The organism is Rhizobium sp. BK275 (genome assembly GCF_014193555.1).
GTDB lineage: Bacteria > Pseudomonadota > Alphaproteobacteria > Rhizobiales > Rhizobiaceae > Rhizobium.
Genome location: NZ_JACHZL010000005.1, coordinates 404318 through 416948, shown reverse-complemented (window position 1 = coordinate 416948; position 12631 = coordinate 404318). Strand labels below are relative to the sequence as shown.

Genomic DNA, 12631 nt, shown 5'->3' with positions numbered 1-12631 from the left:
AAAGGAAGAGCGGTGTCCGACATCTCTCTCAACGCACCGAAACTATTTGATCTCAGCGGCCAGGTTGCCATCGTGACGGGCGCCGGCAGCGGTATCGGGCAAAGGATCGCGATCGGTCTTGCCCAGTGCGGCGCCGACGTAGCGCTTCTTGATCGCCGCACCGATGACGGGCTTGCCGCAACTGCCAGCCATATCCAGGCTGCCGGCCGCCGTTCGATCGAAATTGCCGCTGATGTCACCAGCAAAGGGTCTCTGGCGGATGCCGTCGCCCGCACGGAAGCCGATCTCGGCGCTCTCTCGCTTGCCGTCAATGCCGCCGGCATCGCCAATGCCAATCCCGCCGAGGAAATGGAAGAGGACCAGTATCAGACGCTGATGGACATCAACCTGAAGGGCATCTTCCTGTCCTGCCAGGCCGAAGCGCGCGTCATGCTGAAAAACGGCCGCGGGTCGATCGTCAACATCGCCTCCATGTCCGGCGTCATCGTCAATCGCGGTCTCAGCCAGGCTCATTATAATGCCTCCAAGGCTGGCGTGATCCACATGTCCAAGTCCTTCGCCATGGAGTGGGTCGGGCGCGGCATCCGCGTCAACACGATTTCGCCAGGCTATACCGCAACGCCGATGAACACCCGCCCGGAGATGGTGCATCAGACCAAGCTCTTCGAAGAGCAGACACCGATGCAGCGCATGGCCAATGTCGACGAGATGGTCGGTCCGGCCGTCTTCCTGCTGTCGAATGCCGCAAGCTTCGTGACGGGCGTCGATCTGCTCGTCGACGGCGGCTTCTGCTGCTGGTGATCTCATGCGCAAGCTGATCGCAGGCAATTGGAAAATGAACGGTCTCGTCTCCTCCCAAGCTGAGATCGAGGCGCTGAAGGGATTAACGGGCAGTGCGACGTGCGATATCGTCGTCTGCCCGCCCTTCACGCTGATTGATCGCGCCGTGGAGCGGGTCAAGGCTTCGAACCTGGTCATCGGCGCGCAGGATTGTCATGCGCAGCAGTCAGGCGCCCATACGGGCGATATCTCTGCCGAAATGCTCGCCGATATCGGTGCGCGTTATGTCATCCTTGGACATTCCGAGCGCCGTGTGTCTCATGGCGAAGATGATGAGATCGTCCGTGCAAAGGCAGTCGCTGCGCATCGGGCAGGGCTGATCGCGATCGTCTGTGTCGGCGAAACGCGGCATGAGCGCGATGAAGGCCGGGCGATCGAAGTGGTTGGCGGGCAGTTGAGAGAATCCGTCCCCGAGGGAGCGACGAGCGAAAATCTCGTCATCGCCTATGAACCCGTCTGGGCGATCGGAACCGGGCTGGTGCCGACCGACGAACAGATCGAGGAGGTCCATGCCGCGATCCGGCAGATGCTCGAAGAGCAGCTGGGCAAGGATGGTCATTCGGTCAAGATCCTCTATGGCGGCTCGGTCAAGGCATCCAATGCCGCGGCTATATTCGGGCTTCGCAATGTGGATGGAGCGCTGGTCGGTGGCGCTTCGCTGAAGGCATCGGAATTTGCCGGGATTATTTCTGCAGCCGTTTGAAATCTGGGTGACGAGGCAAGTGTCGTCGGTTTGCAGATTGGCGTGCTGACGGCGTCATCCCTGAAAGGAAAAGAGAATGCAACGCTTCGAAAACAAGACCGTGGTCATTACCGGCGCAAGCCGTGGTATCGGTGCGGCGATTGCCAAGCGCTTTGCACGCGAGGGCGCCAATCTCGTAGTCTCCGCCAACGAGGAGAGCGTGCATGCCGTCGCCGGGCAGATCAAGGCCGATGGCGGAAAGGCGATCTCCTTTGTCGGCGATGTCACCGACAAGGCGAGCGTCAAGGCTCTCTATGACGCGGCCGAAGAGGCCTTCGGCGCTGTCGACGTCTCCATACAGAATGCCGGCGTCATCACCATCGCCCGCATCGAGGATATGACTGAGGGCGAATGGGACAAGGTCATGGCTGTCAACACCAAGGGCGTGTTCCTCTGCGCCCAGGAAGCGATCGCCCGTATGCGCAAACATGGCCGCGGCGGCCGCATCATCAACACGGCTTCCGGCCAGGCACGCGACGGCTTCATCTACACGCCGCATTATGCTGCCTCGAAGATGGGTGTCGTCGGCATCACGCAGAGCCTTGCCAAGGAAGTCGCAACCGACGGCATCACCGTCAACGCTTTCTGCCCGGGCATAATCGAAACCGACATGTGGGCCTATAACGACCAGGCATGGGGCAAGCTGCTCGGCAATTACGCCCCTGGCGAACTCATGAAAGAATGGGTGGAAGGCATCCCGATGAAACGCGCCGGATCGGGCGAAGACGTCGCCGGCCTTGTCACCTTTCTTGCAAGTGACGACGCGGCCTATATCACCGGCCAGACCATCAATGTCGATGGCGGGCTGATCATGTCCTAGCGCTGTTCGACAATAGGAAACGGTGCTTTCATCACCGAGAGGCAATTCTCGCAAGATGATCTGTACCCAACCTCTTGCAGAACAAGCCATTCGTCATTTACATAAGCAATGTTCTCAGGGCGGGGTGCAATTCCCCACCGGCGGTATCGAGGCAACTCGGAGCCCGCGAGCGCCTTCGTGAAAGCGAAGGGTCAGCAGATCCGGTGAGACGCCGGAGCCGACGGTCACAGTCCGGATGGAAGAGAGCAACGCAGAGGACGCCGCTCGGCACGCGGCGTTTCATATGCTTGTTCGCCCAAGGGAAAATGGTGGCTTTTGACAGGCCATGAATGCCGCTCACGCGGCTAACCCTTGAAAGGCAGAGAAATGGCAATTTCCAAAATTGAAGATGCGATCGCCGCGATTGCGCGGGGCGAGATCGTGGTTGTCGTCGACGATCGTGATCGGGAAAACGAGGGCGACCTCGTTATTGCATCGGAAGCGATCAGCCCGCAGGCAATCGCCTTCATGATGAATTATGCCCGCGGCCTCATCTGTGTGGCTATGGAAGGCGAGCGGCTGGACGAACTGCAGATCCCGCAGATGGTCCCCAACAATACCGAACTTCTGAAAACCGCTTTCACCGTGTCGGTTGATTATATCCCTGAAACGACGACCGGAATTTCGGCGGCTGACCGCGCAGCAACGGTTCGCGCGCTCATCGGCGAGAATTCCCGCCCTGAGGATTTTGCGCGGCCGGGCCATATCTTCCCGTTGCGAGCACATCCGAACGGCGTGCTTTCTCGCCCCGGCCATACAGAGGCGGCTGTCGACCTCGCGAGGCTTGCCGGCCTGTCGCCATCGGGCGTCATCTGTGAAGTGGCCAATGATGATGGCACGATGGCGCGCCTGCCCGAGCTCGAGCAGTTTGCCGAACGGCATGGCCTTCACCTGATCACAATCGAGGATCTCATTGCCTATCGGGGTGTGAGTGCACCCGGTAAGGCTGCCTAGCTGCCGGTTGTGCAGTAGGCAGAGCGCGCTCTGTCGGTTCAAAGAAGGCCCGATCATTCGGGCCTTCGATATTTTACCAGGCCGTCACACGACGAGTGCCAGCGCCGGCCCCTGATCGTCCGCCTTGCCTTCCTGCTCCTGACCGGCCGTGGCTTCCAGAGTCTCCGAGGCCAGCAGATTGAACTCCCGACGTTCTTTCTCCGACACGATCGCGAGGTCGATGACCTTCTGCAGGTTGGCAGCATGGCGGAAGGTAGGGTCGTCCTGCTTGCCGGTTCTGACCGCTTCGGCAAAGCGCTGATAGTTGGTCAGCACTGCCGGCACTTCGATGTCACGCCAGGTGGCGCTTTCAATGTCGTCGCCGAAGCAGCCGCGAAGATCCGAGCCGTCAGGGCGGTGGGTGACTTCGAGGCTGCCCTTCTCGCCATAGATGCGCAGCTTCAGCTCGTTCAGATGCCCGGTTGCCCAACGGGTCGCATGAATGACGCCGAGCGCGCCATTGGCGAAATCGACCGACATGGTGAAGCTGTCATTGGCATCGAGCATATACTCGCCGATCTGCCCGCCCGGCGCCTTGTTGAAGGTTTTGAGCCGCGCAAAGACATGATCGATATCGGTCGCCGCGCCATAGGCGGCGAAATCGAGGATGTGGATGCCGACATCGCCAAGCACCCCGTTCGAACCGTGACCGGTGGACAAACGCCACAGCCAGCGTGATTCCGTGCGCCAGTCGCCCCAGGCGCGCGATACGAGCCAGCTCTGCAGATAAGAGGCCTCCACGTGACGGATCGTGCCAAGTTCGCCTGATAGCACCATCTCGCGGGCGCGCTGCAGTGGTGCAACATTTCGGTAGGTGAGATTGACCATGTTGATGACGCCGGCCGCTTCCGCCGCTTCCGTCATCTCCAGCGCGTGCGCATAGTTTTCCGCCAGCGGTTTTTCGCAAAAGACATGCTTGCCGGCGGCGATCAGAGCCAGGCTGGTTGCGTGATGGACACGGTCGGGCGTGACGTTTGTGGCTGCATCGAATTCACCCCAGGCGATCGCCTCGTCGAGTGTGCTGAAGCGTTTTTCGATGTTGAAATGATCGGCGAATTCATCGAGTCGGGTCCGATCCGTATCGACGGCACCGACCACTTCGACACCATCGATCGCGAGGAAGCCTGCAACCTGGCTTTTGGCCATCATGCCGGTGCCAAGAACGAGTAGACGCATTTCTCTTCTCCTCAGCGGTAACCGGCTTCGCCGGCCTGATGCAGTCTCGGGCCGCGCTCGACGATCGGCTCCAGTGCTTTTTCTACCGGCACATTTGGAGCGTCGGTGATGCTCTTCAGGTCGCCTTGCGGGTTATAGGCCCACTTCACGCCATTGATCAGCACCTTCTGCACATTCGCGTCGTGATAGGTCGGGTAGGTTTCGTGGCCGGGACGGAAATAGAAGATGTTCCCGGCACCGCGCCGCCAGGTCAGGCCCGATCGGAAGACCTCACCACCCTGGAACCAGGAGATGAAGACCGTTTCCAACGGCTCCGGCACCGAGAACTGTTCGCCATACATCTCCTCGTTCTCAAGCTCGAAATGCTCCCCGATGCCGGCGGCGATCGGATGGCGCTGGTTGATCGTCCACAGGCGCTCACGCTCACCCGCCTCGCGCCACTTGAGCGCGCAGGGCGTGCCCATCAGCCGCTTGAAGATCTTCGAGAAATGGCCGGAATGCAGCACCAGCAGGCCCATGCCTTCCCAGACACGCTTGGCGACGCGCTCGACGACGACGTCGGAGACCGCGCCGTGATCCTTGTGACCCCACCAGGTCAGAACGTCGGTCTCGGCAAGCCGGGCCTCGCTCAACCCATGCTCCGGCTCCTGCAGCGTCGCCGTCGTCGCGGAAATCGCCGGATCGGTGTTCAGCGCCTTGGCAATGGTCGTGTGCATGCCTTCGGGGTAGATGCTCCGGACGATCTCATTGGTTGTCTCGTGGATGTTCTCACCCCAGACGATGGTGCGAATAGACAAGTTTCTGCTCCTTCACAGCAAGTGGCGGACCGGAACCGATGGGAGGCGGTCAGATCCTGTTTGTTTGATGGGTTGTTCAGGCAGCGCCCTTGAAAGGGAGCCTTTCGAGCGCGCGTCCGGATTGGTCGAAGCGGTGAATGCGATCGCCGAGCGGCGACACGCCCAGTTGCTGGCCGGGCTGGTGGCTCGATACGCCGGTTTCGCGAACGGTAAGCGGTTCGCCCGAGCCGATGTCGAGATAGACGAAGCTGTCCGAGCCGAGGATTTCCGAGTGGATGACGGTGCCTGTCCAGGCAGGATCCTGATCTCGAAACTCGATATGTTCGGCCCGCACTCCGATCGTGTGGGCATTGTAGGGAGCCGCGAACGGTCCGGAGAGGAAGTTCATCTTCGGCGAGCCGATGAAGCCGGCGACGAAGACTGAGTTCGGGGTCTCATAGAGCTCGATCGGAGTTCCGACCTGTTCGACGACGCCGTCGCGAAGAACGCAGATACGGTCGGCAAGGGTCATGGCCTCGACCTGATCGTGGGTGACATAGATCATCGTCGTGTCATGCATGCCGCGATGAAGCTTGGCGATCTCCAGCCTTGTGGCGACGCGCAGTGCGGCATCGAGGTTCGACAATGGTTCGTCGAACAGGAAGACCTTCGGGTCGCGAACGATGGCGCGGCCGATGGCGACGCGCTGACGCTGGCCGCCCGAAAGCTGGCGCGGCAGGCGCTCCAGATAGGGCGAGAGCTGCAGCATGCCGGCCGCCTGTTCGACGCGCGCCTTGCATTCTTCCCTCGTCCGGCCGGAGAGCTTCATGCCGAAAGCCATGTTTTCGTAGACCGTCATATGCGGATAGAGCGCGTAGGACTGGAAGACCATCGCGATGCCGCGCTTCGATGGGGAAAGACGATTGACCGGCTGACCATCGAAGGAAAGCGTGCCTGACGTTATGTCCTCCAGTCCCGAGATCAGTCGAAGCAAGGTGGACTTGCCGCAACCGGACGGGCCGACGAAGACCATGAACTCGCCCTTGCGGATGTCCATGCTAACGCCCTTGATGACTTCGAATGCGCCGAAGCTCTTGCGGATATTATCGAGTCTAATCTGTGCCATATCTCGCTTTCCTCAGCCTTTGACGCCGCCGGCCGTCAGCCCGGAAATGATCCGGCGTTGAAAAATAAGGACAAGGATGACGACGGGCACGGTAACGATGACCGATGCCGCCATGATATTGCCCCAGGGGATTTCGAACTGACTGCCGCCCGAAAGCAGAGCGATCGCCACCGGCACCGTCCGTTGCGCATCCGACGAGGTGAACGTCAGGGCGAACAGAAATTCATTCCAGGCGGTGATGAAGGCAAGCAGACCGGTGGTGACGAGCGCCGGCCACATCAGCGGCATGAATACCTGGGTAATGATCACCCAGGGGGAGGCGCCATCGACGATGGCCGCCTCCTCGATCTCGATCGGCAGATCGCGCATGAATGTGGTCAGCACCCAGACCGTGAAGGGCAGCGTGAAGATCATATAGGAGAAGATCAGCGCGAAGGGCGTGTTGAAGATGCCGATCCAGCGGATGAGTTCGAAAAGCCCCGCCAGCACCGCGATCTGCGGAAACATCGACACGGACAGGATGGTCAGCATCAAAAGCGCCCGACCCCGGAAATGCACACGGGCAAGCGCGTAGGATGCGGTCACGGCGAGCAGCAGCGAGGCAGCGACCACGAGGCAGGCAATGAGCAGGGAATTGCCGAGGCTGCGGATGAAGCTGCCTGTCGTCAACACGCCGGTATAGTTTTCGAGCGAGATCGAGGTCGGCCAGTAGGTGACTTCGAAGAGAGCTGTGCCGGCTTTGAAGCTCGTCAGGATCGCATAGTAGAACGGGAAGACCGCGATGACGACGATGACGGCGACCAGCAGATAGAACAGGGTATTCTTGGTGGCTGTGAGCAGCATCAGTGTTCGCGCCCCCCGAGTTTGACGCGGCCGAGCCATATGTAGAGCACGGTGACTGACGCGATGATGAGAAAGAGAACGGTGGAGGCGGTCGCGCCATAGGCGAACTTGTCGAAATCGAACAAGTTCTCGCGCGCCATGACCGACATGGTCTTGGTCTGGGCGTTGTTCGGCGTCAGCACATAGATCAGATCGAAAATGCGCATGGCATCGAGCATGCGAAAAATCACTGCGACCATGATCGCCGGGCGTATCAGCGGCAGGGTCAGCCGCCAGAATACCCTGACGGGGTTGATCCCGTCGATCTTGGCAGCCTCGTAGATGTCGGCCGGAACCATCTGCAGGGCAGCGAGGATAAGCAGTGCCATAAACGGCGTCGTCTTCCAGACGTCGACGATCAGAACGGCGATCATCGCTGTCTGAGGATCAGCGGTCCACGCGATCTTCTGGCTGATGAGCCCCAGGCCGAGAAGCATGTCGTTGAGGATGCCGAACTGGTCGTTGAGCATCCAGGCCCACATCTTGGCCGAAACGATGGTCGGGATCGCCCAGGGAATAAGGATGGCGGCGCGCACGATGCCGCGGCCAACGAACTGCGCGTTCAGCACAAGAGCGACGATGAGGCCGAGCGCGGTTTCGATCGTCACCGACAACAGCGTGAATTTTGCCGTGTTCCAGACCGCGCCCCACCAAGCGGGATCGGCCAGCAGTCCTCTATAGATCGTGCGGCCGCTCTTCAGGGTGACCCAGGAAAGATAGTTGTCGAAGCCGACGAACTGGGCATTGCCGAGGTTCGTCAGCGACGCATTGGTGAAGCTGAAATAGATGGTGCGGAACAGCGGCCAGCCGGCAACGATGGCCAGGATCAGCAGGGTCGGAGCCAGGAAGATCCAGGCAGACCGGATGCGTTCCGAGCGCAGATCCGAAGAGATCGCCTTTGCGCGCGCGCCCGTGCTCAGATTTTGGGAGACTGCAACTTCACTCATGGAATATCCGCTTCATGAGACAATCGACGACGGCGCTGTCGGAAGCGGCAGCGACGGGATATCCGACGCTGCCGCCTCGATTTGTTACCAGCCGCTGCCTTGCAGCGTCGTCAGATCGGCTTCGAGAAGCTCGAGGTTCTCTTCGGCGGTGCCGCTGCCGGACAGCGTGTTGTGCACGGCTGTCCAGAACTTGGCGGAAACCTCATTGTACTTGACCTTGGCAACAGCCGACGGACGCGGCACCGCGTTTTCGAAGATCGGCTTCCAATTCGGCATGAACGGCTGCGCAGCAGCAATGTCCTTGTCGTCGTAAAGCGCCGACAAGGTCGGCAGGTTGGAAAGCTCGATGGCGCGTTGCTTCTGGCTTGCCTTCGACGTCAGAAACTTGACGAGTTCGATCGCCGCATCCGGGTTCTTCGAATATTTCGAGACGGCGAGATTCCAGCCGCCGAGCGTCGACGAGGGCTTGTCGCCTTCTGCGGCAACGGGAAGCGTCGTTACGTCGAACTTGCCTTTGACCGGGCTGTCGGCGCCGTTGCCCAGCGCATAGGCGTAGGGCCAGTTACGCATGAAGACGGCGTTGCCGGTTTGCCAGACACCGCGGGATTCCTCTTCCTGATAGGCGAGCACGCCGCTCGGTGAAATCGTGCCGATCCAGCCCTTGGCGCGATTGAGTGCTGCCGCAGCCTTCTCGTTGTTGATTGAAATCGTGCCGTCGGTCTCGATGATCTGGCCGCCGCCCGAGGACTTGACCCATTCCAGGGCATCGCAGGTCAGGCCCTCATAGGCGTTGCCCTGGAAGACGTAACCCCACAGATCCTTCTGGCCGGCGGCGCGTTCCTTATCCTGGATTTCCTTGGCGGTGGCCTCCATCTCGTCCCAGGTCTTCGGCGGCTGCTTGCCATATTTCTCAAGCAGATCCTTGCGATAGAAGAGAGCCGGTGCATCCGTGTAGAGCGGCACTGCGACCAGGCGGCCGTTCACGGTCTGCGATCCGACGATCGCCGGGAAGAAGTCGCCGATAACGTCCTTGGTGGCATCCTTCAGGTCGACGAACTGGTCTGCCAGCTGCGGAGCCCAGATGACATCCGTCTGGTAGACGTCGACATCCGTGTTGCCGGCCGCGAGCCAGAGCCGATACTGCGAGAACTGTTCCGTGGACGAAGGCGGCATGGTGACGATCTTGACCGTATTGCCGGTGGCTTTCTCGAAAGCATCGAGCTGCTTGCGGAACAGATCGAGGTTCTTGCCGGTAGAGCTCGCTGAAATGCTGATCTCGGCGGCATAGGACGGCACTGACGCGCCAATAAGCGCGGCCGCGACGGCGACCGCCGTGAAACGAAACTTCATTTTCTCCTCCCAAAGACCAAATTGAAATCGATTTGGTTATGAAAAACTGTCAGAAGGTCGATATCATGTCAAGGGAGGTTCTAATTTGCGACCTTCGCTTGTTTATAAATGAAGAATATCATTTAAAACCAACGCGAAACCCGAATGGTATGATTTCCCAAATCGCGCCGATATTCATTTCTGCGATCAAGGAAATTGAAATCGATTTGAGAAAATATAATCGACGGCATAGAATGTGGAATTTGCGGAGCCGATGGTATAGATGCCCGGCAGCGCAGGCGATGAAAGTCATTTCGGTCAATGAAACTCAAAGAGTTCGCAAAACAACTTGGACTGTCTCCAACGACCGTCAGCCGTGCGCTTAGTGGCTATCCCGAGGTAAGCGAGGTAACGCGCGCCCGCGTCGTTCAGGAGGCGGTGCGGTTGGGCTATCGACCGAACGTCAATGCGGTCAGGCTGAAAACCGGCCGGGTGGGCGCCATCGGCGTCGTCATGGGGCGCGCCGGCGAGTTCCATTTCGCGGAATTCATGGCCGGCATGGCGGAGCGTCTTGTTACGGAAGACACCGACATTCTGGTCATTCCGATGGCTGATCCCGAATACGATGCCGAGATGCAGCTTTACAGGCGGCTGGCGGAAAGCCAGCGGGTCGATGCGATCATCGTGCATTCGCCTCGGCCCAATGACCAGCGCATCGCCCTGCTGCATGAGTTGGGAATGCCGTTTCTCGTTCATGGTCGTTCTGACATCGAGGTGCCGCATCCCTGGCTCGATATCGATAATGAAGGGGCCGTGCGCCGTGCGACTTCGCATCTCATCGATCTTGGTCATACCAGGATTGCGATGATCAATGGCCGCCAAGGAGCGACCTATGCGCTGCATCGCGACATCGGCTATCGCAGTGCGCTGCAGAGCCATGGAATCGAGGTTGATCCGCAACTGATCGCCAACGGCAATTTCACCGACGAACTCGGCTTCCGCTTTGCACGGTCATTTCTCGAACAACCGAAGCCGCCAACCGCGTTTGTCGCCGGGTCCATGATGACGGCGCTCGGGATTTACCGGGCCGCGCGTTCGCTCGGCCTTCAGATCGGCAGCGACGTCTCGGTTATCGCTCACGATGACGTCTTTCCCTATTTGACGGCCGATAACATGGTCCCGTCGCTGTCGGCGACCCGCTCGTCGATGCGTGCCGCAGGCACGCGGTGCGCCGATCTCGTGCTGCAGCTTTTGGCTGGGCGTTCGCCGCTGGAAATTCACGAGCTTTGGCCGGTCGAGCTTATCCTGCGCGAGTCCACCGGGCCGGTGCGGGCGCTCCAGACCTGAGCAAGAGACGTTTGTAGAACTTCCGAGATTGGCTTCCAACAGGAGCGACGGCGACATCTCTTAACATTAGTTCACCCATCTTGACGCCGGTTTGTGGCGTACTTGCTTCATCCATCGGAAGGATGAACATGACTGGCAAACTCGCGCGGCGAACACCGCGGATATCGAACGGAGCGAAGGCGGGCAACGCCTCGGGAGCACAATCCTACGTCAAGCTCATTTTGAGAGAGATCATCGGATTCTCGATAGCTGCCCTTGTGCTGAGCGTCGCCGGGGCGAGCTATGCCCATTACATGGTTTCGGCGTCGTTGTGGATTCCATCGTGCCTCGCCACCATCGGGCGCCACCGCAGGTGCTCGCGCACCGATAAAAGGCGGCCTGCCATGACGGACTATCTGCTGTCCCATCTGGCCGAGACGCTTTTGCTGCTCCAGTGGTTTTATATCGCAATCGTCGCTTTCGGCGGTTTTTTTGCATCACAGCCGGTCATTCTGCGAAGCATCGGGTCGTATTGAGGGTTCAATCGTGCGGCTCCACGCCTCGAGCGAAATATCCGTATTCGCGGTTTCGAGGCTCGAAGCAACTGGCCGGGCTTGGGGTTTACAGCCCGGCCAGCTCATATCGAGCGAAATCGGGGGAGTTCGCCCGATATATTGCGTCGCAAATCATCCTTTCGACCTGCGACGACAGCCCGCTATGCGGACGTTGCGCGACCCTTGCGTGGGCGGGCTCGGTATCAAGCCGCACACCGGTCGTCTTCATTTGTCAGCAGAAGATCATGAATGCGGATTTCTGGGTTTTAAAAAATGTTGAGTTTTGTTGGTTGCCGGCCGGGCCGGTTACAGCTCGCAAATCCCTCGGGGCACAAGCGACACGATGAAGGATCCGTGAAGAGGGAAGTCGCCCAACAAGCGCACGGGGGATATGAGATGTTCCTTTCTCATGTAGCGGGCTCGTTCACGATGGGCCGACGTTGAAACCTTGTTTTCAGTGAGCATGTCGCGGCAATGAATGGCCGGCATATTGCCTTCACGGGAGCGCCTCTTGGTGCACATCTCCCAGAACGAGCTTCACCGCATATCGGAGTTGATCGTCCTCGGTTCGACTGGCGGGAACATAGACGGACGACTTGACGGTGGCTTCGCCTTGTTCGCCTGGCAGATGCCGCTCGAGCCCGGCTTCGCCGGCAACCGTTTCCGTGCCGCGCAATGCCGCCGGAATGCTCTGCACGACCTCGATATCCGGCGCGATCCCCAAGGCCTGGATCGAGCGGCCCGACGGTGTGTAGACGCGCGACGTTGTAAGGCTCATGGCGGCGTTGTCATCGAGTGGAACGACTGTCCGAACAACACCCTTGCCGAACGATCGCGTGCCGACGATTGTTGCCCGGCGATGGTCCTGGAGGGCACCGGATACGGCTCGGGATCTTCGCCAGTTAATTTAACTTAATCGAACTTTGCCGATCTTTGACCGCATCGCGATACCGATCCGCTACATCCCATTCGGAATGACCCCGGCTCAGAAGAGCACACGAGGTCGCGACCTGATGCGCTACCAGCCCGCTCGCCATCCCGGACGCAACCGCTGCTTTCCACGCCGGCTGACTGAAAATCA

The 12631-nt window shown here is 59.6% G+C and carries 13 protein-coding genes and 1 riboswitch; of the genes, 6 read left to right on the top strand and 7 right to left on the bottom strand.

Translation table 11 applies throughout. The features are described from left to right. Positions 1–12 precede the first annotated feature (12 nt). The 4 genes from FHT82_RS18320 (at position 13) to ribB (ending at position 3395) form a co-directional block, all read left to right on the top strand. Complete coding sequence (locus FHT82_RS18320; protein WP_183733872.1) at positions 13–801, top strand: SDR family oxidoreductase; 789 nt, start codon at positions 13–15, stop codon at positions 799–801. A 4-nt stretch (positions 802–805) separates the two neighbouring features. Further along, the gene (gene tpiA, locus FHT82_RS18315; protein WP_183733869.1) at positions 806–1543 is read left to right on the top strand and encodes a triose-phosphate isomerase; all 738 of its coding nucleotides are present in this window, start codon (positions 806–808) and stop codon (positions 1541–1543) included. Positions 1544–1619: 76 nt separating this feature from the next. Then, a complete protein-coding gene (locus FHT82_RS18310; protein ID WP_183733866.1) occupies positions 1620–2402 on the top strand; it encodes a glucose 1-dehydrogenase in 783 nt (260 codons plus the stop codon). Between the two features lie 106 nt (positions 2403–2508). Further along, positions 2509–2653: riboswitch (FMN riboswitch) on the top strand. Between the two features lie 115 nt (positions 2654–2768). Continuing rightward, the gene (ribB, locus tag FHT82_RS18305; RefSeq protein ID WP_183733863.1) at positions 2769–3395 is read left to right on the top strand and encodes a 3,4-dihydroxy-2-butanone-4-phosphate synthase; all 627 of its coding nucleotides are present in this window, start codon (positions 2769–2771) and stop codon (positions 3393–3395) included. An 84-nt stretch (positions 3396–3479) separates the two neighbouring features. Here the strand turns inward: ribB and FHT82_RS18300 are convergent, their stop codons facing one another. From FHT82_RS18300 to FHT82_RS18275, 6 genes are all read right to left on the bottom strand, one after another. Continuing rightward, the gene (locus FHT82_RS18300) at positions 3480–4610 is read right to left on the bottom strand and encodes a Gfo/Idh/MocA family oxidoreductase (RefSeq protein WP_183733860.1); all 1131 of its coding nucleotides are present in this window, start codon (positions 4608–4610) and stop codon (positions 3480–3482) included. A gap of 11 nt (positions 4611–4621) precedes the next feature. Next, positions 4622–5407, bottom strand: coding sequence for a ThuA domain-containing protein (locus FHT82_RS18295; protein ID WP_183733857.1), 786 nt, complete (start codon positions 5405–5407; stop codon positions 4622–4624). 76 nt (positions 5408–5483) lie between these two features. Then, positions 5484–6512: an ABC transporter ATP-binding protein gene (locus FHT82_RS18290; RefSeq protein WP_183733854.1), complete on the bottom strand. Its 1029-nt coding sequence runs from the start codon at positions 6510–6512 to the stop codon at positions 5484–5486. 12 nt (positions 6513–6524) lie between these two features. Continuing rightward, positions 6525–7355 (bottom strand): carbohydrate ABC transporter permease, encoded by an 831-nt coding sequence (locus FHT82_RS18285; protein WP_183733851.1) that lies wholly within the window; start codon positions 7353–7355, stop codon positions 6525–6527. Then, on the bottom strand, positions 7355–8341 hold the full coding sequence (locus FHT82_RS18280; RefSeq protein WP_183733848.1) for a sugar ABC transporter permease: 987 nt from the start codon (positions 8339–8341) through the stop codon (positions 7355–7357). The genes FHT82_RS18285 and FHT82_RS18280 overlap by 1 nt, the downstream gene beginning before the upstream one ends. A gap of 84 nt (positions 8342–8425) precedes the next feature. Then, a complete protein-coding gene (locus tag FHT82_RS18275; protein ID WP_183733846.1) occupies positions 8426–9691 on the bottom strand; it encodes an ABC transporter substrate-binding protein in 1266 nt (421 codons plus the stop codon). A gap of 300 nt (positions 9692–9991) precedes the next feature. On the opposite strand from FHT82_RS18275, the gene FHT82_RS18270 reads away from it, so the two are divergent. Together FHT82_RS18270 and FHT82_RS18265 are read left to right on the top strand one after the other, a co-directional pair. Beyond that, a complete protein-coding gene (locus tag FHT82_RS18270) occupies positions 9992–11017 on the top strand; it encodes a substrate-binding domain-containing protein (RefSeq protein WP_183733843.1) in 1026 nt (341 codons plus the stop codon). A gap of 128 nt (positions 11018–11145) precedes the next feature. After that, a complete protein-coding gene (locus FHT82_RS18265) occupies positions 11146–11532 on the top strand; it encodes a hypothetical protein (RefSeq protein WP_183733840.1) in 387 nt (128 codons plus the stop codon). 514 nt (positions 11533–12046) lie between these two features. On the opposite strand, the gene FHT82_RS18260 is transcribed toward FHT82_RS18265, so the two are convergent. Continuing rightward, positions 12047–12457, bottom strand: a complete 411-nt coding sequence (locus FHT82_RS18260) for a S41 family peptidase (RefSeq protein ID WP_183734196.1) — start codon at positions 12455–12457, stop codon at positions 12047–12049. Between the last annotated feature and the right edge of the window lie 174 nt (positions 12458–12631).

What these genes read in the sequence shown, in the direction of transcription:
- FHT82_RS18270 (WP_183733843.1), top strand. Translation starts at nt 9,992, where the DNA reads ATGAAACTCAAAGAGTTCGCAAAACAACTTGGACTGTCTCCAACGACC.
- FHT82_RS18300 (WP_183733860.1), bottom strand. Translation starts at nt 4,610, where the DNA reads ATGCGTCTACTCGTTCTTGGCACCGGCATGATGGCCAAAAGCCAGGTT.
- FHT82_RS18285 (WP_183733851.1), bottom strand. Translation starts at nt 7,355, where the DNA reads ATGCTGCTCACAGCCACCAAGAATACCCTGTTCTATCTGCTGGTCGCC.
- FHT82_RS18280 (WP_183733848.1), bottom strand. Translation starts at nt 8,341, where the DNA reads ATGAGTGAAGTTGCAGTCTCCCAAAATCTGAGCACGGGCGCGCGCGCA.
- FHT82_RS18290 (WP_183733854.1), bottom strand. Translation starts at nt 6,512, where the DNA reads ATGGCACAGATTAGACTCGATAATATCCGCAAGAGCTTCGGCGCATTC.
- FHT82_RS18265 (WP_183733840.1), top strand. Translation starts at nt 11,146, where the DNA reads ATGACTGGCAAACTCGCGCGGCGAACACCGCGGATATCGAACGGAGCG.
- ribB (WP_183733863.1), top strand. Translation starts at nt 2,769, where the DNA reads ATGGCAATTTCCAAAATTGAAGATGCGATCGCCGCGATTGCGCGGGGC.
- FHT82_RS18310 (WP_183733866.1), top strand. Translation starts at nt 1,620, where the DNA reads ATGCAACGCTTCGAAAACAAGACCGTGGTCATTACCGGCGCAAGCCGT.
- tpiA (WP_183733869.1), top strand. Translation starts at nt 806, where the DNA reads ATGCGCAAGCTGATCGCAGGCAATTGGAAAATGAACGGTCTCGTCTCC.
- FHT82_RS18275 (WP_183733846.1), bottom strand. Translation starts at nt 9,691, where the DNA reads ATGAAGTTTCGTTTCACGGCGGTCGCCGTCGCGGCCGCGCTTATTGGC.